Here is a 21,850-nt window from a genome sequence, read left to right as displayed (position 1 = left end):
CCGGGCACTTGGATCACGAAACCCAGAGGTAATCAAAGGGGATCGAGGATGAGCAAGCTATTCGACCACAGTCTTCGCACGGCCTCGAAGGCGCATGTGGAAACGGTCCGGAAATACGAACTTTACCGAACCGTTGTCGAATTTCTGGCTGCATTGACGTTTCTTGTCGGCAGCGTCTTCTTTTTCTACGACAGCCTGATGTATGCAGGAACATGGTTGTTCGTGATCGGATCCGTTCTCTTTGCCGTTCGGCCGACGGTTCGCTTGATGCTGGAACTGCGGCTCGCCAATCTTCCGGTACCAAGCGAATTTCGGCCATATGGCGCAGCACCATTCGGTAAAGATTGACGTTGCATGGTTGAGACAAAAGCGGCCGGCAAGGTGCCGGCAATCATGGTCCAGGGCACAGGCTCGAATGTTGGCAAAAGCCTGGTCGTCGCCGGTCTGTGCCGTCTCTTTGCCAACCGCGGCCTGAACGTTCGCCCCTTCAAGCCGCAGAACATGTCAAACAACGCTGCCGTAGCAGCCGACGGCGGCGAAATCGGCAGGGCCCAGGCGCTTCAGGCCATGGGCTGCCGCGTTCCGTTGAGTGTTCACATGAACCCCGTTCTGTTGAAGCCTGAAACCGACACCGGTGCTCAGGTAATCGTACAGGGCAGGCGACATGGCACGATGCGGGCGCGCGAATATGGAAAGCAGAAAGCTGAATTATTACCGAAGGTTCTGGAGAGTTTTTCGATAAACGCCTCAGGTGTTGATCTGGTGATTGTCGAGGGGGCAGGAAGCCCTGCGGAAATCAACCTCCGCTCTGGAGACATCGCCAACATGGGATTTGCCGAGGCGGCGGATCTGCCGGTGATCCTTTGTGCGGATATTGATCGCGGCGGGGTTATTGCATCGGTCGTCGGAACTTGTGCGGTGCTGGAAGAAAACGAACGACAGCGCATCAAGGGCTTCTTCATCAATCGGTTCCGCGGAGACCCGAGCCTGTTCGACGAAGGCTTGCGAGAAATCGAGCGGCGCACTGGATGGCAAGGTCTCGGTGTTGTCCCGTGGTTTGCGGATGCTGCGAAACTTCCGGCTGAAGATGCGCTCGGTCTGGCGGACGGATTTGGTGACGGGGGGCTCAAGATCGTCGTTCCCGTGATCTCGCGGATCGCCAACTTCGACGACCTGGATCCGCTCCGGCTTGAACCGGGTGTAACGCTTGAGCTTGTTCAACCCGGCACCCCGTTGCCGGGAGACGCCGACGTCGTGCTTTTGCCCGGGTCGAAGTCCACGATTGGTGATCTCGCCTTTTTCCGCAGACAGGGATGGGACATAGATCTCAAGGCACACCACCGACGGGGCGGGCATATCCTGGGCGTCTGCGGTGGGTATCAGATGCTGGGCAAGATCATCTCGGATCCCGATGGCATCGAGGGATCTCCCGGAACAGTCGAAGGCCTAGGCTATCTGGATGTCGAGACCATACTGACGGCAGACAAATCGACCGTTGCCGCACGCGCGACCCATGTTGCCAGCGGAGCCCCTGTCTCCGGTTACGAAATTCATGTTGGCCGAACGACCGGGCCAGACTGTGCCAATCCCATGATGCGTGTTGATGATGGTCGGTCCGATGGTGCGGTCTCTGCGGATGGGCGTGTTTACGGAACCTACATTCACGGCCTGTTCACCGACGATGCCTTCCGGACGGCATACCTGAATGCCTTCGGCGTTCGCTCAGACATCAGTTACGACAGGGACATGGACAGGATTCTGGATGATCTTGCAGGGCATCTGGACAGCGTCCTCGACGTGGAGGCCATCCTGACGATCGCACGCGGCGCGGCTGAAAACGTCTGACCTAGAAGGCCAGCAATAGCGCCAGACCTGCAATCAGCAACGCCTCGAGTGCGTAGCAGCCAATGAGGATCCTCAAGGCGCGCGAAATATCTTCTGCCCTTGCATCCTTTCGTCCACTCGCATTCAGATACCGGTCATTGACAGTGTAACCCGGATAGATCCGCGGTCCTGCAAGAGCCAGGTTCAGTGCGCCTGCCATGGCAGCCTCCGGCCAACCGGCATTTGGCGAGCGGTGCTTGCGGGCGTCGTCCAGAATACAGGCAATGCTTTTGCGGACCGAGCCTCGGGACAAGGGCGCACACAGGGCGATAAACAGCCCTGCCAGGCGTGAGGCGGGCAGGTTGACCAGATCGTCGAAACGGGCAGCCGCCCAGCCGAAGTCGGCGTAAACCTCGTTCTTGTGGCCAATCATGCTGTCGGCTGTGTTCACCGCCTTGTAGACAATCAATCCGGGCAGGCCGAGCAAGGCGAACCAGAATACGGGCGCCACGATACCGTCGGAATAATTTTCGGCGCAGGATTCGATGGCTGCCCGCGAGACACCGGCTTCGTCCAGCCGGTTCGGGTCACGTCCGACAATCATGGAAACCGCCTTGCGGCCACCTTCCAACCCATCCTTCAACAGGCCATCCCGCACGGCTGCCACGTGACGGTAAAGACTGTTTTGAGCGATAAACACCGCAGCTACGACAGCCTCAAGCACCCTGCCATATGGCAGCCACTTCGCAACGGCCTCAATGACGACACCGGCAAGTCCGGCGCCGGCAAGCAGCGCCAGGAGTGTCAGCACGCCGCCGAGCTTGCGCGTCGCCGGTGCGAATTCCGTTTTGTTGAAATGCCGGTCGAACAGGCCGATCAACTTGCCGATCCAGACAACCGGATGCGGCAGACGTTGCCACATCCAGTCGGGATCACCGATCAGGGCGTCCAGCAACAGCGCGGCGAGAAGCAGCCAGAGAGCGTGGTCGTAAAGCAGCATCCCGGTCCGTCAGACCTCTTTTAGCGCTTCTGCAAGAGCGTCTGTCAGACGTTTGAGATTTTCCGGTCCACCTGGAAGGCCAAAGCGGATCCAGGTTGGTGCGTAGTCGAAGATCCGCGTCCAGATCCTTCGGCGGGCAAGGGCCTCATGCAGGCCTTTTGGATTGCGCAGACCGGCAAGCGCATAGAGAGGCGTGCCGCCGAAGACGCTGAGACCTGCCTCGGAAAGTGCGACTGTCAGATCCGCCATGTCTTCGATCAACTGCCTGGTTGTCCGGTCCTGCCAGGTGCTGTCACGCAGTGCCCTGGCTCCGATTTCCAGTGCCGGTCCGCTGAGGCTCCAGCTGTCCAACAGGCCGGACATTCTGGAAATGGCGGTTTTTTCGCCTGCAAGAAAGCCGATCCGCAGTCCCGCAAGACCGAAGAACTTTCCGAAGGACCGCAAAACGACAACGTTTTCGGTTCCGATGTGCGGCAGCAAGGTAGCGCCCGGAACGACATCGGCAAAGGCTTCGTCCACCACCAGATAACCGCCGCGTGCGCTCAGTGTCCGCGCGATTTCGATCAGGCTTTTGACATCTATCAGACGTCCGTCCGGATTGTTCGGATTGACCAGAACCACGATCTTTGCATCAGCGGGCAGGGAGTAGACGCTGGATACTTCGATAGGTGCTCGGCTTTCCCGCGTCCAGGCATCCCGGTGGCTGGTGTAGGTGGGCGAGGCGAGAACGACCGGCCCTTCGGGAAGTATGATCGGTAGAAGCGACAGCAGAACCTGTGTTCCAGGCGCTGCACAGACAGCGAGATTGTCGGGAATGCGATAAGCTTGGCGAGCAGCTGCAATCAGGTGTTCTTCGGCCCCGCGTGCCGGCAGGCTGGTCCAGGTGGACAGCTGCAGGTCGTCAGGCACGGGATAGCTGTATGGATTTATCCCGGTCGATAAATCCAGCCAGTCGTCATGCGTTCCGCCAAAGCGCTCTATCGCAAGGGTCAAATCCCCGCCGTGTTCCATGAAAATGCCTCTTGCAGTTGGCAGGTCGGCCGATCTGCCTCTTGTCACTCATCTAGCCGGTAGGAAGGCCAAAAGTACAGACGGTTCCCGACATGCGTTGCCGCAAGAACGTCCTGCGCATTTGTTCGTCCTGTCCCAAAAGCTGTTATGCGCTGTTGCCTGCCTTTTCAAACATTTATCCGTGTTCGGTACCGCACTTCTATCATTAGGGTGCAAGGGAGGCGGGTACGGCCGAAAGCAACGCAACTTTGGGCGCATTGACAGATCCGTCAAAGTGCAGAAAAAAGAACAAAAGAAGAACATTGTGCACCGAAGGACGCCCTGATGGCAAAGACAAACCACCATTCACCATTGCTGGACGCGGAACGCGAAGCCCTGTTGACTCAGCTTGCGCTGGCGCGGCAGGCCTTGATCAAGGCGCAGCGCGGCATGCGCTCCAGATCCGGACTGTCACGCTCTGCCGCCGCGGTGATAGAGGAAATCGACGAGTTTGCCTTTGTGCTGACCGGTTCGACCGAGTTTTTTCACACAGGCGCTCACGGAACGCCGCCAAGACAACCTGGTTGATCGTGGCGAGGGCCGACAGCACGATTGGATTGATCAAAGCCTTCGTTGGGTCTCGGAAATCAACTGATCGACAATCCTGTCGAGAATGTCCTGGGGCAGGTGACCGTCTTCAGGAATATCGCCAGCCAGTTCCAGCTGGCGTTCCGCGGAGGTGCCTCTGGCGGCGATCTCCCTCAAATGGCTCACGTCGGACACGCAGTCAAAATGAACTGCGTCCGGGAGAATGAGTTCAATCAGTTCCTCGATCATGTCCGGAAAGGCTGCCGTTTCGTTGCGGCCGAAATCGATCAGTTGTGCATTTGTGCCGTGTCGTTGTGCCTGCCAGCGGTTTTCCGCCAGGAGAAACCGTGAATATTGCCTCCACCCCTGATTGGCGCGGCGCAACCGGTAAAGCATGCGGCACAGGCATCTGAAAGTCGCCGCTATGGCGACGGCGTCGTCAAGCAAGGGGCAGACATCAGTAATGCGCATTTCCAGTGTCGGAAACCGGTCGGAGGGGCGCAGGTCCCACCAGATCTTGGTGGCATCTTCGATGACACCGGCGCGAACGAGAATGTCGACCGTGTGCCGATAGTCGAAGTAGCTGTCGAATCCGGGTGGCAGGCCGGTCCGCGGCATTTCGTTGAAAACCGATAGACGATAGGACTTCAGGCCGGTGTTCCGACCACGCCAGAACGGGGATGAAGTGCTGAGTGCGAGCAGGTGCGGCAGGAAATAGGCGAGCTGATTGAACAGTTCGATGCGCAGTTCTTCGTCTTCGATACCGACATGAACATGCATTCCGCAGATCACCATGCGCTTGACCACGAGCTGCATGGTCCTGGCGATCTCGTTGTAACGTTCCTTGTCTGTGTGCGGCTGGTCCGTCCAGTCGGCGAACGGGTGGGTTGAAGACGCAATCGGCGCCATGTCGAACATTGCCGCCTCGCGCGCAATGGTCTTGCGGAAATAGCCGAGTTCCGTGCGTACCTCCTGCAGACTGAAGCATACCGGTGTTCCGACCTCGATCTGACATTTCAGAAATTCAGGACTGACTCGTCCTTCAAGGGCGGTTTCGCAGGCCTTGAACAGTTCCGGTGGTGGCGAACTCGCCAACATGCGGGTCGATCTGTCGACGAGGAGATATTCTTCCTCGACGCCAATGCTGAAACTCGGTTCCTTCATGCTAGGCAGCTTCCGTGCTGTTACAGCGTTCGGTCAAGGCAGGATAAATGCGGATGGAGCACCTGAGAAACGATCGACACCCGCATCCTTGCCAAAAACTACCAGATGTTACCCGCGCCAGGCGTATAGGCTGCACCCATCACCGTGTTCGCCTTGACGATGTCGCACTCAAGAATGCCGGAAAACCTGGCGATCGGAGTGCTTGTCTCGGTCATGCTGGCAGAAACCTTGAATTTGCTGCCGGCCGAGATCTCGACAGTGTCCATGCCCTGGATGAGCACGCTTTTCGGCGCACTGATGATGACATCCTGGTTCTGTAGCGAAATCACGCTTTCCAGATCAGCAATTCGGTTTTCCAGGTCATTGATGCGCTGGCGCAAGGCTTCCACAAGAGCCGCGGTATTGTCGCTGGCGGAAACAGCTTGAGGTGTCTTGCGCGGCCGGGGCGGTTCAACGCGTTTCATGGTTGATGTCGTGATCACTCGCGCCGGTTTGCCTGGCGCTGGCGGACTTCCACCTGGTGTTTTCATGGCACATCCCCTTTTTCAAGGCTTCTGGACAGAAGCTAACATGACGCAAGGGAAAGATGTAGCATCGGCTTCGTTCAAGACAACGAACGCCCAAAAACATGCAATGATTTGAAAAAGTGTCTGGAGGCCCCGACCGGAATCGAACCGGTGTACACGGATTTGCAATCCGCTGCGTCACCACTCCGCCACAGGGCCCCTAGGTGGTGTGCCGCGCCTTATCAAACAGTTGCGCGATTTGGTCAAGCCCTGTTTTCAACGTCGTACACATTTCCACCGTTGCCGATTATCGATTTGAGGAAAGCCATTAGTTGCTGCTTATTTTCGGCAGAAACCGGGTGCCATCGCAGGATCTGCTCGCGCGGATACTTGTCAGGCAGCCTTTGCATCGCTAATGAACGTTTCTCAAGAGGCGCCGGTAATCCGGCATGTCAAAGTGAGGGCCGATATGACGGACTTTAATCAGTCCCGCCGCAAGATGGTGGATAACCAGCTGCGCACCAACGATGTGACCGATCACCGGATCCTGGACGCAATGGAAGTGGTGCCGCGCGAGCGCTTCGTTCCCGCATCCAAACGTGCCGTTGCCTATATCGACGAAGACCTGCCGATTGGAGCAGTCGAAACCGGCCGCATGCTGATGAAGCCGCATATTTTCGGAAAGCTGGTTCAACTGGCGGATATCCGGGAAGGTGATGTCGTTCTGGTCATTGGAGCTGGCACCGGTTACAGCGCTGCAGTCGTTTCCAAACTTGCTGCATCCGTCGTGGCTCTTGAGGAAAATCCGGACCTTGCCAAGACCGCGACCGAGGTTCTGGTCGATCTCGGCATCGAAAATGCGGTGGTCGTGGAAGGTGCACTGGCAGCGGGCTATTCTTCCGAAGGTCCTTACGACGTCATTTTCGTGGACGGAGCCGTCGAAGTGCTGCCCAAGGCACTGACTGACCAGCTGAAGCCGACAGGACGCCTGACAGTGATTGAAGGGCGCGGTGGTGCTGGTGTCGCCAAACTCTACCAGAAATCGGGATCTGCGGTGAGCAGCCGATTCGGTTTCAATGCCTCCGTTAGCGTGCTTCCTGGCTTCGACAAGGCTGACGAATTCGTTTTCTGAGCGATCAATTTGGTCCGGACTGACAGAAACCCGCCGAATGATGGCGGGTTTTTGCTTTAAAAGCCGAGAAATGGCTTAACGCAGCGATAACTTGTTGCCATTAAGCCGCACTCGCGGAAATTCGCAATTATCCGCTCTCAAACGGTTGAAGAATAACACCCATCAGTTTACTCAACAGGATCAAATAGGTTGACCCGGAAGGAGTGTGGGGTGTCTGGTCGTTCAACTCTAAAAGTTTTGACCATTGCTATTGGGCTGTTGGGTGGCGTTTCCGCCACCGCCTTGACCGGTGCCTCCCTGTCCCCCGCTGATGCTGAAACCATCAGAGAATCGCTGGCGCTTGCCTATTCGAACAATCCCACCTTGAACGCGGCGCGTGCGCAGCTTCGTGGTGTGGATGAGAATGTGCCTCAGGCACTGACAGGCTGGCGGCCAACCGTGACAGCATCCGCAGCGGCCGGACGCCTCGCAGCCGGGGCCGACTCGGCGATCGACTATCGCAACAACGCGTCGATCTCGCTGACGATCAGTCAGACCCTGTTCCGCGGCTTCCGGACGATCAATTCCACCCGTCAGGCAGAAGCTGTCGTGCGTGCTCAGCGCGAAAGCCTGATGTCGACGGAACAGGACACGCTGCTGGATGCGGCAACGTCCTACGTGGATGTGATCAGGGATACGGCTCTGGTGTCGCTTCAGCGCAGTGACCTTGCCTTCCTTCAGGAACAGGTAAGAGCCGCACGTGACCGGTTTGACGTAGGTGAGGGCACCCGGACGGACGTCAGCCAGGCGGAAGCCCGCGCTGCCGAAGCCCGCGCCAGCCTCAACACCGCGATGGCCAACCTGAATACAAGTCGCGCCATCTACCGTCAGGTGATCGGCGTTGAGGCACGCAGCCTTTCGGCCGATACGTCGATCAGCCGCTACGTTCCCAAGTCCATTGACCAGGCGATGCAGCTGAGCGAAACACATCAGCCGTTGATCCGGCAGGCGCAACACCTTGTCGATGCCGCCATTTTCAACATCAAGACGATCGAAGGTGAACTTCTGCCGACCGTCACCTTGGATGGTAGCATTTCCAGATCGTGGAACCCGTCTGCAACGACCGACTACAGCGACAATGCGCAGATCTTCGGTAACGTCAGCATTCCGCTCTATCAGGGTGGTGGCGTGTCTTCGCGTGTGCGACAGGCCAAGGAAGAACTGGGCCAGACCCGTCTGCAGCTGGATGTGGCGCGCGATCAGATTCGCGCCAACGTCATTTCCGCCTGGGGTAACTACCAGGCGGCTGAAGCTTCCATTGTTGCAGCCCAGGCCGCTGTCGAAGCACAGCAGCTGGCTCTGGAAGGCGTCATTGAAGAGCAGCGCGTCGGTCAGCGCACCACGCTCGACGTTCTTGACGCGCAGCGCGAACTGGTCATTCAGCAGTCCAACCTCGTAACAGCGCAGCGCAATCGGATTGTCAGCGGATATCAGCTGGTTGCTTCGATTGGCCGGTTGGACGCTGAATCACTTGGCCTCAACGTTGCCCGCTACAATCCGAAGCAGCATTACGAAGCCGTGCGGGACCAGTGGTTTGGTCTGCGCACTCCGGATGGCCGGTAAGAAACTGGTAACTTATATTCTTCACGATGGCGGCTGACGGTCGAAAGATCTTCAGCCGCTTTTGTTATTCGGCTGAACATCCTGACAAATTTACGAAGGATGACGTGAAACGCCTGGCTGAATTCCACCCTTGATCGGTAATTCCCGACTAAAAAGGGGATAAGGCGATGCTTCGGGGCGCGTTCACTTTGCGCGTTTCTTATTGACCCGCATAATTTCGGTTAACGAATCATTTTGATGGAACAGATTGTTCCTGAGCGTAGCCGGTAAGTACGGGGGAAGTCATGGCGCAGGCGAAGAAGGCTGATGAGCCGTCGATGGAGGAAATCCTCGCGTCGATCCGCCGAATCATATCCGATGAGGACTCCCAGGGAGCCGAAGACGGCGAAAGCGGCAGCAGCGAACCCGTAGAGACACCAGTAGAAGAAGAGGCGGCGGACGATATGGGCAATGCCTCCGAAATGTCCCAGGACGATCTCGACAAGCTGTTCGACATGAGCAGCGACGACGACGAAGACGACCTTCCGGTAGAAGACGACGACGCGGATGACATGGCTGCAGCCATGGCTGCGGATGCCGAAGAAGACGAAGGCGAAGACGTTCTGGAGCTGACCGAGGAACTGGCGATTCCTGACGATGATGCGATGGACATTGTCGAAGGAATGGCAGAGGACCTGGACGGCGACGAAGGGGACATTTCCTTCGCGGCTCCACCTGCTCCTGAATTTGATCCCGAACCGGAACCTGTTTTCGACCCTGAGCCTGTGATGGCCGCTCGGCCGGTGCCTGACGATCTGCCGAATGTGGCGGACGACGCCCCTTTGACATCGCAGAACACCGGTGAAGCTGTTCATGCAGCATTCGACAACCTGTCGAACATGTTTGTAGGCTCGCAGGCGCAGACGGTTGAGGAGCTGGTCAAGGAAATGCTGCGGCCGATGCTGAAGGCATGGCTGGACCAGAACCTGCCCGGAATGGTCGAGCAGATGGTTCAAAAGGAAATTCAGCGCGTGACGCGCCGGCGCTAGGCCGGATTTATCCGACGATTTTCAGTCAGGGGGTGTCAGATGGCATCCCCTGAATTCGTTTCTGGCAATCGCTGAGCACATGCTCTGCCATTCGCAGCCTTGGCATGCCTTGCGGATTGAGCCGTTAGCGAACGCATCCCTCAGAAAAGACAGGGTCTGTCGGTCCAAAACGACGGAATTGCCCTCTTCAAGAGGGCGTCCGAGCACCAGTGCAATATCAGCCGCCGCTGTCCGGTCCCTGTTGCGAACGCTTTCATTTCGACAATGGCAACCCGGTTCGTCCAACATTGGCTGGCACAAGGTGTCAGGACCTTCTACCAGCTCAATGGGTTCACCTTCATTCAGGCGCTGAACGATTGTGCTGTAATTTTCGACAAAGGCCGGCGTATAGCCTTTGCCCAGATAGGTCAGCATGCAAAGCAGGTGGTGTGGACGGATTGAAACGGTCATGCCCCGCTTATCGCAGCAAACGTCATTCAACCCAAGTTCTGATCGGCAGACAGGCACTTCACCTATCAAAAGCGCTACTGGGCAGCAGGTTTGGCCCGCATAGGCGGTTGACTTGCGGCAGCGCATCCGATTTACACGGGCTTCACGAAAATCGAAATTCATTCTCCCATTGAGTGACCCTGATGCTGGATAAGACCTACGATGCGGCCAGCGTTGAGCCGCGGATTTACGAAACCTGGGAAAAGGCGGAGGCCTTTAAGGCCGGAGCTGGTGCCAAAGAGGGTGCAGCCTCCTTTTCCATCGTAATTCCGCCGCCGAACGTAAACGGTTCGCTGCACATGGGGCATGCTCTCAACAACACGCTTCAGGACATCCTGATCCGCTGGAAGCGCATGCAGGGCTTCGATACTCTTTGGCAGCCGGGCACCGATCATGCGGGGATCGCGCTTCAGATCGCTGTCGAAAGACAGATGGCCGAACGCAATGAGCCGAGCCGCACAGAGATCGGCCGCGAGGCATTCGTACAGCGTGCGTGGCGCTACAAGGGAGAAGTCGGCAGCGCGATTATCACTCAGCTCAAGCGTCTGGGCGCATCATGCGACTGGTCGCGTGAGCGGTTCACCATGGACGAAGGCCTGTCGGAGGCTGTCCGCAAGGTTTTTGTCGACCTCTATAACGAGGGGCTGATCTACAAGTCCAAGCGGCTCGTCAACTGGGATCCGAAGATGGAAACAGCCATTTCGGATCTCGAGGTCGAGAACATCGAAACCGATGGACACATGTGGCACTTCCGCTACCCGTTGGCCGGTGGCGCGACCTATGAATACGTCGAGAAAGACGAAGAGGGGAACATCACCCTTCGCGAGACCCGTGACTATATTTCGATTGCCACGACGCGGCCGGAAACCATGCTGGGCGACGGTGCCGTTGCCGTTCATCCGGACGATGAGCGTTACAGGCCAATTGTCGGCAAACTTTGCGAAATCCCGGTCGGGCCGAAGGAACATCGCCGTCTGATCCCGATCATCACCGACGAATATCCGGATCCGGATTTCGGCTCGGGGGCGGTCAAGATCACCGGTGCACATGATTTCAACGACTATGGTGTCGCTCAGCGCAACAAGATCCCGATGTACCGCCTGATGGACACCAAGGGTGCGATGCGCGCCGATGGTGCGCCTTATGTCGAAGAGGCCGCCAAGGCCCAGGCGATCATCGATGGCGCAGAGATGACCATTCAAGAGGTCGATCTCATCAACATCGTTCCGGACGACCTGCGCGGTCTCGACAGGTTCGAGGCGCGCAAACGGGTTATTGAACAGATCACGGCGGAAGGTCTGGCAGTTACGGCGCCGGCGGATCATCCGGACGTTGCCTGGATGAAGGGGCAGGCCCCTGAATGGAACACGCTTGGCCGGGCCGTCGTTCGGCCGCTGGAGGAAGGCGCGGAAGCGCCGGAGCGGTTGCCGCTGGTTGAATCCAAGAAGATCATGCAGCCGTTCGGCGACCGCTCCAAGGTCGTCATTGAGCCGATGCTGACGGACCAATGGTTTGTCGATGCCAAGACACTGGCGGCTCCCGCCCTGAAAGCCGTTCAGGACGGCACGACCAAGCTCATTCCTGGCAACGCCGACAAGGTCTATTTCAACTGGCTCAACGACATTCAGCCCTGGTGTATTTCCCGCCAGCTCTGGTGGGGCCATCAGATCCCCGTCTGGTACGATGAAGATGGCAAGGAATACTGCGCGCATTCCGAGGAAGAGGCCGTTGCAATGGCCGGCGGCAAGGCGCTGACGCGCGATGAGGACGTCCTAGACACGTGGTTCTCCTCTGCGCTCTGGCCGTTTTCGACGCTTGGTTGGCCACACAAGACGCCGGAACTCGAGCGCTACTACAAGACGGATGTGCTCATCACGGGTCTCGACATCATCTTCTTCTGGGTTGCCCGGATGATGATGCAGGGCATTCATTTCATGGACGAAGTGCCGTTCCACACGGTTTACTTCAACTCGATCGTTGTTGATGGCAAGGGCAAGAAAATGTCCAAGTCGACCGGCAACGTGATCGATCCTCTCGATCTGATCGGCCGTTTTGGCGCCGACGCTACCCGGTTTGCGCTTGCAAGCCAGGAGGTGCAGGCCCGCAGGATGCTTCGGATGTCCGATCAGGCAGCCGAAGGCGGTCAGCGCTTTGCGACCAAACTCTGGAACGCTGCCCGGTTCGCCGAAATGAACGGCTGTGCACGGATGGAAGGATTCGACCCGGCAGCAACCAAGCACACGCTCAACCGTTGGATCGCAACGGAAACAGGCCGCTGCATCGCCGAGGTTACCGAGGCACTCGAGGACTTCCGGTTCAACGATGCATCCGGTGCTGCCTATCGATTTACCTGGAACACGTTCTGCGACTGGTACCTGGAACTCGCAAAGCCGATCTTCAACGGTGAAGATGAAGCAGCCAAGGCCGAAACCCGGGCAACGGCAGCATGGGCGTTGGACGAAATTCTGAAGGTCCTGCATCCGATCATGCCGTTCCTGACGGAAGAACTGTGGGAGCGTCTCGGAGACGAAGGCAACGCGCACGATGGCCTGCTGATGCTGACTGCATGGCCGGAGGCCAAGGTTTCCGATGAGGCTGCGGCTGGTGAGATCAACTGGCTCGTGGATCTGATTTCCGAAATCAGATCTGTTCGCGCGGAAATGAACATTCCGGCAGGTGCGAAGGTCTCAGTGGTCGTCGCAGGGGCCAGTGACCAGACCAAGGCCCGGCTCAAGACCCACGAATCTGCCATTCTTCGTCTGGCAAGGGCAGAGGCCGTTTCCCTGGCTGATGCAGCTCCCTCCGGAGCGGCCCAGATTATTGTCGGCGAAGCCACAGTCTGTCTGCCACTCGCCGGGGTCATCGACCTAGGTGCCGAAAAGACCCGGCTTCAGAAGGAAGCCGGCAAGCTGGAAGGTGAGATCTCGAAGATCGAGAAGAAGCTTTCCAACCCGGCATTCGTTGCCAAGGCCCCCGAAGAGGTTGTTGACGGCGAACGCGAAAAAGTTGCCGAATCCAAGGAAAAGCTGGAGAAGGTCCAGACGGCGCTCAGTCGTCTGGCGGAAATCGGCTAGATCATTTCTCGGCCCGGAACGAGCTTTGTCTTTTCCGGGCCGCAATTCGGTGCTAGCGCCGCATAAAAGAACACACGTATGCTTAGCACCTGAGGAATCGAATTGAAGCTGATGGCGGACCAGTTTGACACGATGAAAGCGGTAAAGCGCCTGGGCGCAGGCCTTGGAATCGCGGCGATGGCGATGGTCATGCCCCTGGTTTCTGCACACGCTCAAAAGATCGAAAACCCGGTCGCTGTCTTTTCGGGCCTCGACAAGATCACCGGACGTATCATCTCCTTCGATGTTTACATTGGTGAAACCGTCCAGTTCGGTGCGCTGCAAGTCACGCCGAGGGTCTGTCACACGCGCCCTCAGACGGAATCGCCTCTTACGACCGGTTTTGTTCAGGTCGATGAAATCACACTCAACAACGAAGTACGGCGGATCTATTCCGGCTGGATGTTTGCAGCCAGCCCGGGCCTCCACGCGGTTGAGCACCCCGTGTACGATATCTGGCTGACCGATTGTAAACTTGCCTCAAGCGTTCCGCCGCCAGAAGATTATGCCGGTCCTCCGATCAAAGGCACCGTTGCAGAGGGTGAAGACCCGTTGGCTGGACCTGACGACGGTCTGGATACTGGTCCGGGCGTACCGCGTCCGAAACCCTTCCAGGGGTAGGCAGAAGTCGGAAAACGACTTTGGGTCTTATCGTGTAAACCGTTCTGCTCCCCTGGTAGCGAGCCCGGAATAGAGTTCTTGCGACAACGACAGCCCGCAACCTTCGACCATTCGGCGTGATGTTGTGTTCGTTGCCGCGACCAGTTCATAGACATGTGTCGCAGAAAGCCGTGTCAGTGCTGCGTCCGCCATCAGCGCATTGACGTAAGTGCCAAGCCCTTTACCGCGTTGTTCGGGCGCAACGGCAACGAGACCACCCCAGGCATAACTGTGATAGGGGCTGTGATGATTGTGCGGCAGATAGGCGTGGGCACAAGCGGCAAGACTGCCTGCGTCATCCATCAACCCGACGGAAACAACCGCACCATGATCGCCGTTCAGGAACGATCCTGAGAACGGAGCGATTCCAGCCGTTGCCATGAATTCCTGGAACGAACGCGTCAGTGGCCCCTCTGCGCCGTCAAGCTCTGAAAATGCGCGAATGCCGCCTGGAAGGGCGGTTGAAAGGGTGGGCCTTGTTGCGGCGCGGATCGCATTTGTGTCGCCCACGAAGACATCCCAGGTGTCCAGCCGGTAGCCGTTATCCGTCAGAGCGTTTTCCAGGTCGGGCTGACGGACTTTTTCAAGAAGACGAAACCCGAACACGCCATCTTCTGCCAGTACTTCGAAGATGGTGTCGACCCCCAGGGCATCAGGATCGTCCGTACCGAGCGTGCGTACATTGCAGCAGGCTCCGGGCGTCTTCATGCTCCAGCCGTAACGTTCTTCAGCTCGCTGCTGGAGCTTGATTTGCTGTTCGGTCCCGAAGTAGCCAGCCATCGTGTTCATGCCTCCCGGTTCTCAATCTGGAAAATCAAGGCAGGCAAATACCGGTCTGTCCAGTCTGCTAATTGTTACAAGGACTTGGCGCTTGCTCTCAATTGCGTGCAGGGTACCCTGGAGCGCGCAATTCAAAGCCAGTCTTGGAGGTTGTGAACCCTAGTCTCTCGTAGAACCGATGAGCGTCCTTGTTGGCTGTACCCGACAGCAACATCACCTTGAAACACCCGGCCGAAAACGCCTTGTCGGTGGCAGCACGAAGTAGTGCCTTTCCAATTCCGCTCCCTCGCCAGTCGGAATGTGTAATGACATTTTCAACAAGGGCGAATGGTGCGCAGCCACGTGTCAGATTGGGCACGACAATCAGCATGCAGGTCGCAACCAATGTGCCTGCCAGTTTTCCGACAAGCAAATCGACACCTTGTTGTGTCAGGATCTGGTGAAAAGTTTCGCGGCGAAAATCATCATCAGCGGCAATGTCGTTGGAAATCAGTTGGGCATAGAGCGCGCAAAGTCCCTCGAAATCTTCGGACTTTGCCGAGCGGATGACGAGACTGTCTGTTGAGACGGGCATGAGAACCGCAGGCGTTCGGACAAATGAAAAGCCCGCCGGGTGGCGGGCTTCGGTGTCGTGTCAGTCGATGTCGACGTAATCGGATGGCGTCAGCCCAAGCCGCCCATCCACATATGTGCCGCAACGCTGCATGAGCTCGTCCATATCGTTTTCGAAGAAATGGTTGGCTCCCGGAATGGTTTCGTGATCGATCACGATGCCTTTCTGGGTTTTAAGCTTGTCGACCAGCGTCTGCACATCCTTCTGCGGAACGACCTTGTCGTTATCACCATGAATGATCAGGCCGGAGGACGGGCAGGGGGCCAGGAACGAGAAGTCGTGCAGGTTTGCCGGTGGGGCGACCGAGATGAAGCCTTCCACTTCAGGGCGGCGCATCAGCAACTGCATGCCGATCCAGGCACCGAACGAGAAACCGGCAATCCAGCAGGCGCGGGCGTCTGTATGAACGGTCTGCACCCAGTCGAGGGCCGCCGCTGCATCGGACAGTTCGCCCTGGCCATGGTCGAAGGAGCCTTGCGAACGGCCGACGCCGCGGAAGTTGAAACGCAGCACTGCAAATCCGCGCCGGGCGAACATGTAGTACATCTGGTAGACGATCTGGTTGTTCATCGTGCCGCCGAATTGCGGATGCAGATGCAGAACCAGGGCAATGGGTGCGTTGCGTTTTCTGGCGGGATGGAACCGGCCCTCAAGCCGGCCGGCGGGACCGTTGAAGATCACCTCAGGCATGAAACGCTATGTCCTTGTCATTTTGTCGCGCAGAGGAAGATCGCGCGGTAATTTGGGCTCACGATACGTGGTTTCCCGTAAGTCTAAACTTGACTCTTTGTCTCCGAGTTTCTAGAACCCTGTTTAGAATTATTCGAAAGTTCGCACCATCCCTCAGCAGGCAGACGATGCTCGGTTCGACCGGTTGGGGGCAGTTATCGTCATCATGGCGGAAAAATTCAAGGTTTTTCGCACATGTAGCTGATAGTAAAGCGAAAATTCGATTCTTTGCGAAACTCGAGTTCAAGCGTAAGAGGCGCTATGCAGCAGCAGTCAGCCCCGATCTATCTGGACCACAACGCCGGCGCGCCTTTGCGCGAAACCGCGCGTGAGGTCATGATCGAGGTGCTGAATGATGCAGGCAACGCATCCTCCGTTCACGCTCACGGCCGCAAGGCGCGTGGACGCATTGAAACCGCACGCGAACAGGTCGCCCGTCTTTGCAACGCCAGGAACCGTGCAGTGACATTTGTTTCCGGCGGAACGGAAGCGAACATGACGGCGCTTTCACCGGCCTGGCAGGACCAGGGAGCGCCCGTTTACCTCGACAAGTTGTTCAGGAGCGCTATTGAGCATCCTTCCGTGATGACTGGCGGACGCTTTGCGGTTTCCGATCAGGTGGTCATACCTGTCGACAGCGATGGCCGTGTTGAGCTCGGTGCCCTCGAACTGGCTGTCAAGGACGCCGGGCCAAGCCTCATTTCCGTGATGGCTGCCAACAATGAAACCGGTGTCATCCAGCCTCTTGCCGAAATCGGTGCCATTGCCGAAAGACACGGCCACTACTTTCACGTCGACGCGGTTCAGGCTGCCGGCCGGATGCCGATCGATCTGGAAAGCTGGAAGACAGATGTCCTGACGCTGTCTGCTCACAAGTTCGGTGGTCCGCAAGGCATCGGTGCGGTTGTGGTGCGTTCAACGGCCCGTGTACCTGCGCCACTCATGGTTGGCGGTGGTCAGGAAAACTGGCGCCGCGGCGGAACGGAGAATGTTTCGGCAATCGCCGGCTTCGGCATTGCCAGCAAGGCCGCTCTTGAAGAATCGGCCGATACGCGCCATCTGAGCGATATGAAGGCGAAGCTCGAAGCCGGGCTGTGCGCGATTTGTCCTTCGACAGTTATTTTTGGCGACAAGGCTGAAAGACTGTCCAACACCTGTTGCTTTGCCGTTCCGGGCATTCCGGCAGAAACCGCGCTGATCGCCTGCGATCTCGACCATATCTCGGTTTCATCCGGTTCAGCCTGCTCTTCCGGCAAGGTGTCCGTGTCTCATGTGCTGACAGCCATGGGCGTTCCGGAAGATCTTGCCCGCTGCGCCTTGCGTATCAGCATGGGGTGGAATACCAGCGGCGCCGATATCGACAGGTTCCTTGAGCTGTGGCCGAAAATCGTCGGCAGGCTCAATCCGCAAGCACGTCATCAGGCGGCTTGACGACAAGATTTAGGCAGCTTCGCTGCCAGACATGGCGCAGGTGACAAGGTCCCTGCAGGAAATAACAAAAGCAGGCACGAGGCCTGTTGAATGGAGGCAAGACATGCCAGCTGTACAGGAAACCATCGATACGGTGAAAGCCATCGATGTCGACCAGTATAAATACGGCTTTGTGACCGATATCGAGTCGGAAAAAGGCGCCAAAGGCCTATCCGAGGAAACCGTTCGCTTTCTGTCGGCTAAAAAGAACGAGCCGGAATGGATGACGGAATGGCGCCTTGATGCGCTGCGCCGCTTTCAGCAGATGGAAGAGCCGACCTGGGCGCGCGTTTCCTACCCGAAGATCGATCTCGACGACCTCTATTACTGGGCGTCTCCGAAATCCGTCGAAGGCCCGAAAAGCCTGGACGAAGTCGATCCGGAACTGCTGGCGACCTACGAAAAGCTCGGTATTCCGCTGCGCGAGCAGGAAATCCTGGCCGGTGTCGAGCCCAAGAACCGGGTTGCGGTCGATGCTGTGTTCGATTCCGTTTCCGTCGTGACCACGTTCAAGGAAGAGCTGAAGAAGGCCGGCGTTATCTTCTGTTCCATTTCCGAAGCACTGCGCGAATATCCGGATCTGGTGAAGAAGTATCTCGGCTCCGTCGTTCCGGTGACCGACAACTACTACGCGACGCTGAACTCGGCTGTCTTTTCGGATGGATCCTTTGTCTATGTGCCTGAAGGCGTTCGCTGCCCTATGGAACTGTCGACCTATTTCCGTATCAACGAACAGAACACCGGTCAGTTCGAACGCACGCTGATCATTGCCGAGAAGGGCGCTTACGTCTCCTATCTGGAAGGCTGTACGGCACCTCAGCGCGACGAGAACCAGCTTCATGCCGCTGTCGTTGAACTGGTGGCCCTGGATGATGCGGAGATCAAATACTCCACCGTCCAGAACTGGTTCCCGGGCGACAAGGACGGCAAGGGCGGCATCTATAATTTCGTCACGAAGCGTGGCGACTGCCGCGGCAAGAATTCCAAGATCTCCTGGACGCAGGTCGAGACAGGATCAGCGATTACCTGGAAATACCCGTCCTGCATCCTGCGCGGCGAAAATTCGCGTGGTGAGTTCTATTCGATCGCGGTTTCCAACGGCTATCAGCAGGTCGACAGTGGCACAAAGATGATCCATCTGGGCAAGAACTCTTCCAGCCGGATCATTTCCAAGGGCATTTCCGCAGGCAAGTCCCAGAACACTTATCGTGGCCTGGTTTCCGCTCACCGGAAAGCCTCGAATGCGCGCAACTTCACCCAGTGTGACTCGCTTCTGATCGGTCAGGACTGCGGTGCTCACACAGTGCCTTACATCGAGAGCAAGAATGCCTCGGCCCAGTTCGAACACGAGGCGACCACCTCGAAGATCTCGGACGACCAGATGTTTTACTGCCTGCAGCGCGGCCTTTCCGAAGAAGAAGCCGTGGCGCTGATCGTCAACGGTTTCGTCAAGGACGTTATCCAGCAGCTGCCGATGGAATTCGCCGTCGAGGCACAGAAGCTGATCTCGATCAGCCTGGAAGGATCCGTGGGCTGAGCTGATGATGGCGACCATGAGCCTCCATCGGCCCGTTGGGTTAGTGGAATTGTGGGGGCTCCGAAGAACTGGACGGAATAAATTCCGTGATCGTCGGGAAGATCACCGTTACGAAGCAGTTTCTGCTGGCGGGTTCATGATTTTCAAAACGGTCTGAGGCAGGAGCGAAGCTTTGGGACACGGGTCGGAGACACATGACTTGGCTGTTGCGCAGTCACAGATATTGGCTGCGAAACGCCGAATGGAAGGGCAGGACGGGCTCCAGGATCAGGGAAAATACATGCACTTGTATCTTTCCGAACTCATCTTTGGGACAGTTTTTGGAATCCTGCTGTTCGTGTCGTTCCTGCTGATCTTTGTCGACCGTCAGATGGCGGTTTACGCAGCAGGATTTACGGCCGTGATCGCTCTGGCCCATGTCGCGGTGAAAACGAGGAAAGTCATCACGACACGCAAGAAAAGAGCTGAGGATCTTCGCCAACTGGCGATCGAAAAAGAAAAAACGAACGAGACGACGGAAGCAAACAATGCTTGAGATCAAGAACCTGCACGCCCGCATTGCGGAAGACGAAACAGAGATCCTGCGCGGCATCGATCTGACCATCAATGCAGGCGAAGTACACGCCATCATGGGCCCGAACGGTTCCGGCAAGTCGACGCTGTCCTACATCCTGGCCGGCAAGGACGACTACGAGGTTACCGAAGGCGAGATCCTGTTCAACGGAGAGAACCTTCTTGAGATGGAGCCGGATGAGCGCGCTGCTGCGGGCCTGTTCCTGGCGTTCCAGTACCCGATCGAGATTCCAGGTGTTGCCACCATGGAATTCCTCAAGACGGCGATGAACGCACAGCGCAAGGCACGCGGTGAGGACACGCTGTCGATCCCGGACTTCATGAAGCGCGTCAAGGAGGCTGCCGGCCACCTGAACGTCTCCATGGACATGCTGAAGCGTCCGCTCAATGTGGGCTTCTCCGGTGGCGAGAAGAAGCGTGCGGAAATTCTGCAGATGTCCTTGCTGGAGCCGAAGCTCTGCGTTCTCGACGAGACCGATTCCGGCCTCGACATCGACGCACTCAGGATCGTTTCTGAAGGCGTGAACAAGCTGCGCGGTCCCGATCGCGCCATGGTGGTGATCACCCACTATCAGCGTCTGCTTGACCACATCGTTCCGGATGTCGTCCACGTTCTGTCCAGGGGCCGCATCGTCAAGACCGGCGACAAGGACCTGGCGCTGGAGCTGGAAAAGAACGGTTACGCCGACTACATCGACACGGCCGCCTGAGGGAGCAAAGCGATATGAACGCCAGCGCACCCATCAAACACACCCAGGCGGAAAGCGACCTGCTGGAGCGTTTCGACAGCGCGAAAGACGGTTTGGCCGGCTCGGTTGCCGTCAAGGCTCTCCGCGAAGCGGCGCTCGGCCAGATTCGGGACCGTGGACTGCCGCATCGCCGGGTAGAGGAATACAAGTATTCCGACCTGCGTGCCTACATGAAGTCGGCTGCCTCCCTTGCGGGTGCAACTGACGCAGCCATTGCCAGCAAGCTGATCGAGACACAGGACGGCTTCGGAGATCTCGACCGGTACCGCATCGTCGTTGCCAATGGGTCCTATCTTGCCGAGCTTTCGGACGTGGAAGCGCTCGCAGGCGAAGGTGTAACCCTGACAAACGTTGCCGATGCTCTTGCCGGCGAAACAGGCACCCAGCTGATTGCGTCGCCAAAGACGGGACCGTCCGACGGTGTCGTTGCCTTGAACACTGCCTTCCTCCAAGGCGGCGTCGTCGTGACAGTCGAGGCGGGCGTGGAAGTGTCCAAGCCGGTCGAGCTGGTTCAGGTGGCGACTTCCAAGGGCGCTCAGGCCGTCCGCAACCGCATTAAACTTGGCGAAGGCGCAAAATTGCGTCTTCTGGAAACCTTTGTCGGAGATACCGGCGAAGGCGAACTGAACACGGTGTTTGACTACGATCTCGCCGACAAGGCAGCGCTTGCTGCCACGCGATTGATCGTCGGCAAGACGGACGCCGCGCAGCTGTTCACGACAATTGCTACGCTAGGCGCTGAAACCGAGCTGAAATCGCTTGGGTTCATTGCCGGACCGCAGTTCACGCGCAACCAGCAATTCATCAACTTTACCGGTGAAAATTCGGAAGCGAAGATCTACGGCGTAACCATGGCGGGCGGTAAATCGCTGGCTGATCAGACGCTGATCGTCGATCATGCTGTGCCACACTGTAACAGCCGCGAGTTCTTCAAGACCGTGCTGGACGGCGAGGCCAGGGGTGTCTACCAGGGTCGCATCAACGTTGCCCAGCATGCGCAGAAAACCGATGGCGAGATGATGACCCAGGCTCTGCTCCTCTCCGAGGACGCGGAAATGGCCAACAAGCCGGAACTGGAGATTTTCGCGGACGACGTATTGTGCGCTCACGGTGCGACCAGCGGACAGATCGATGAGGACCTGCTTTTCTACCTGCGCGCCCGTGGCATTCCGGAAGACGAGGCAAAGACCCTTCTGGTACTCGCTTTCCTGTCCGAAGCGATTGAAGAATACGGCGAGGATGATGTGACCGAAGGCCTGGAAGCGCGCGTGCGTGACTGGCTTGCCAATCACTGACATCTGAA

The 21,850-nt window shown here is 57.6% G+C and carries 21 protein-coding genes and 1 tRNA gene; 13 read left to right on the top strand and 9 right to left on the bottom strand.

Translation table 11 applies throughout. The features are described from left to right. Positions 1–48 precede the first annotated feature (48 nt). Positions 49–348: a YrhK family protein gene (locus FIV03_RS21195; RefSeq protein WP_152510876.1), complete on the top strand. Its 300-nt coding sequence runs from the start codon at positions 49–51 to the stop codon at positions 346–348. Between the two features lie 6 nt (positions 349–354). Beyond that, positions 355–1,845, top strand: coding sequence for a cobyric acid synthase (locus FIV03_RS21190; protein ID WP_152510875.1), 1,491 nt, complete (start codon positions 355–357; stop codon positions 1,843–1,845). Position 1,846: 1 nt separating this feature from the next. Here FIV03_RS21190 and cbiB read toward each other — a convergent pair whose 3' ends face one another. Together cbiB and cobD are read right to left on the bottom strand one after the other, a co-directional pair. Further along, positions 1,847–2,824, bottom strand: coding sequence for an adenosylcobinamide-phosphate synthase CbiB (gene cbiB, locus FIV03_RS21185; protein ID WP_152510874.1), 978 nt, complete (start codon positions 2,822–2,824; stop codon positions 1,847–1,849). 9 nt (positions 2,825–2,833) lie between these two features. Beyond that, positions 2,834–3,835 (bottom strand): threonine-phosphate decarboxylase CobD, encoded by a 1,002-nt coding sequence (cobD, locus tag FIV03_RS21180; protein WP_152510873.1) that lies wholly within the window; start codon positions 3,833–3,835, stop codon positions 2,834–2,836. A 324-nt stretch (positions 3,836–4,159) separates the two neighbouring features. Here cobD and FIV03_RS21175 point away from each other — a divergent pair, with 324 nt between their 5' ends. Next, a complete protein-coding gene (locus tag FIV03_RS21175) occupies positions 4,160–4,402 on the top strand; it encodes a hypothetical protein (RefSeq protein ID WP_152510872.1) in 243 nt (80 codons plus the stop codon). 33 nt (positions 4,403–4,435) lie between these two features. On the opposite strand, the gene FIV03_RS21170 is transcribed toward FIV03_RS21175, so the two are convergent. The 3 genes from FIV03_RS21170 to FIV03_RS21160 form a co-directional block, all read right to left on the bottom strand. Beyond that, on the bottom strand, positions 4,436–5,566 hold the full coding sequence (locus tag FIV03_RS21170; protein ID WP_152510871.1) for a carboxylate-amine ligase: 1,131 nt from the start codon (positions 5,564–5,566) through the stop codon (positions 4,436–4,438). 98 nt (positions 5,567–5,664) lie between these two features. After that, the gene (locus tag FIV03_RS21165) at positions 5,665–6,030 is read right to left on the bottom strand and encodes a hypothetical protein (RefSeq protein WP_022998757.1); all 366 of its coding nucleotides are present in this window, start codon (positions 6,028–6,030) and stop codon (positions 5,665–5,667) included. 187 nt (positions 6,031–6,217) lie between these two features. Further along, positions 6,218–6,291, bottom strand: a tRNA-Cys gene (locus tag FIV03_RS21160). 250 nt (positions 6,292–6,541) lie between these two features. Here FIV03_RS21160 and FIV03_RS21155 point away from each other — a divergent pair. From FIV03_RS21155 to FIV03_RS21145, 3 genes are all read left to right on the top strand, one after another. After that, positions 6,542–7,204, top strand: a complete 663-nt coding sequence (locus tag FIV03_RS21155) for a protein-L-isoaspartate O-methyltransferase (RefSeq protein WP_055656503.1) — start codon at positions 6,542–6,544, stop codon at positions 7,202–7,204. Positions 7,205–7,441: 237 nt separating this feature from the next. Continuing rightward, positions 7,442–8,806 (top strand): TolC family outer membrane protein, encoded by a 1,365-nt coding sequence (locus tag FIV03_RS21150; RefSeq protein ID WP_286202216.1) that lies wholly within the window; start codon positions 7,442–7,444, stop codon positions 8,804–8,806. 284 nt (positions 8,807–9,090) lie between these two features. After that, positions 9,091–9,834: a DUF2497 domain-containing protein gene (locus FIV03_RS21145; RefSeq protein WP_022998753.1), complete on the top strand. Its 744-nt coding sequence runs from the start codon at positions 9,091–9,093 to the stop codon at positions 9,832–9,834. A gap of 21 nt (positions 9,835–9,855) precedes the next feature. Here FIV03_RS21145 and FIV03_RS21140 read toward each other — a convergent pair whose 3' ends face one another. Continuing rightward, positions 9,856–10,446 carry a DUF1284 domain-containing protein gene (locus tag FIV03_RS21140; protein ID WP_286202215.1) on the bottom strand — a complete coding sequence of 197 codons (591 nt, stop codon included), beginning with the start codon at positions 10,444–10,446 and terminating at the stop codon, positions 9,856–9,858. Between the two features lie 20 nt (positions 10,447–10,466). Here FIV03_RS21140 and FIV03_RS21135 point away from each other — a divergent pair, with 20 nt between their 5' ends. Together FIV03_RS21135 and FIV03_RS21130 are read left to right on the top strand one after the other, a co-directional pair. Next, a complete protein-coding gene (locus tag FIV03_RS21135) occupies positions 10,467–13,397 on the top strand; it encodes a valine--tRNA ligase (protein WP_152510870.1) in 2,931 nt (976 codons plus the stop codon). Positions 13,398–13,574: 177 nt separating this feature from the next. After that, a complete protein-coding gene (locus FIV03_RS21130; RefSeq protein WP_145903564.1) occupies positions 13,575–14,057 on the top strand; it encodes a DUF2155 domain-containing protein in 483 nt (160 codons plus the stop codon). Positions 14,058–14,084: 27 nt separating this feature from the next. Here the strand turns inward: FIV03_RS21130 and FIV03_RS21125 are convergent, their stop codons facing one another. From FIV03_RS21125 to FIV03_RS21115, 3 genes are all read right to left on the bottom strand, one after another. Beyond that, positions 14,085–14,885 (bottom strand): GNAT family N-acetyltransferase, encoded by an 801-nt coding sequence (locus FIV03_RS21125; protein ID WP_152510869.1) that lies wholly within the window; start codon positions 14,883–14,885, stop codon positions 14,085–14,087. A gap of 88 nt (positions 14,886–14,973) precedes the next feature. Next, positions 14,974–15,450 (bottom strand): GNAT family N-acetyltransferase, encoded by a 477-nt coding sequence (locus tag FIV03_RS21120; protein ID WP_152510868.1) that lies wholly within the window; start codon positions 15,448–15,450, stop codon positions 14,974–14,976. Between the two features lie 60 nt (positions 15,451–15,510). Continuing rightward, on the bottom strand, positions 15,511–16,179 hold the full coding sequence (locus FIV03_RS21115) for an alpha/beta hydrolase (RefSeq protein ID WP_022998747.1): 669 nt from the start codon (positions 16,177–16,179) through the stop codon (positions 15,511–15,513). A 300-nt stretch (positions 16,180–16,479) separates the two neighbouring features. On the opposite strand from FIV03_RS21115, the gene FIV03_RS21110 reads away from it, so the two are divergent. The 5 genes from FIV03_RS21110 (at position 16,480) to sufD (ending at position 21,842) form a co-directional block, all read left to right on the top strand. Further along, a complete protein-coding gene (locus FIV03_RS21110; RefSeq protein WP_152510867.1) occupies positions 16,480–17,649 on the top strand; it encodes a cysteine desulfurase family protein in 1,170 nt (389 codons plus the stop codon). Between the two features lie 103 nt (positions 17,650–17,752). After that, positions 17,753–19,225: a Fe-S cluster assembly protein SufB gene (gene sufB, locus FIV03_RS21105; protein ID WP_031268546.1), complete on the top strand. Its 1,473-nt coding sequence runs from the start codon at positions 17,753–17,755 to the stop codon at positions 19,223–19,225. A gap of 199 nt (positions 19,226–19,424) precedes the next feature. After that, complete coding sequence (locus tag FIV03_RS21100) at positions 19,425–19,760, top strand: TMEM14 family protein (RefSeq protein ID WP_152510866.1); 336 nt, start codon at positions 19,425–19,427, stop codon at positions 19,758–19,760. Then, positions 19,753–20,508, top strand: a complete 756-nt coding sequence (gene sufC, locus FIV03_RS21095) for a Fe-S cluster assembly ATPase SufC (RefSeq protein WP_152510865.1) — start codon at positions 19,753–19,755, stop codon at positions 20,506–20,508. Before FIV03_RS21100 ends, sufC begins: the two co-directional genes overlap by 8 nt. 14 nt (positions 20,509–20,522) lie before the next feature. Continuing rightward, entirely contained in the window at positions 20,523–21,842 is a 1,320-nt protein-coding gene (gene sufD, locus FIV03_RS21090; RefSeq protein ID WP_152510864.1) for a Fe-S cluster assembly protein SufD, read from the top strand. Positions 21,843–21,850: the final 8 nt, after the last annotated feature.

Origin of the sequence: Labrenzia sp. THAF187b (assembly GCF_009363375.1) — a bacterium.
Classification (GTDB): Bacteria; Pseudomonadota; Alphaproteobacteria; order Rhizobiales; family Stappiaceae; genus Roseibium; species Roseibium algicola.
This window is presented reverse-complemented; position numbering and strand designations above follow the sequence as displayed.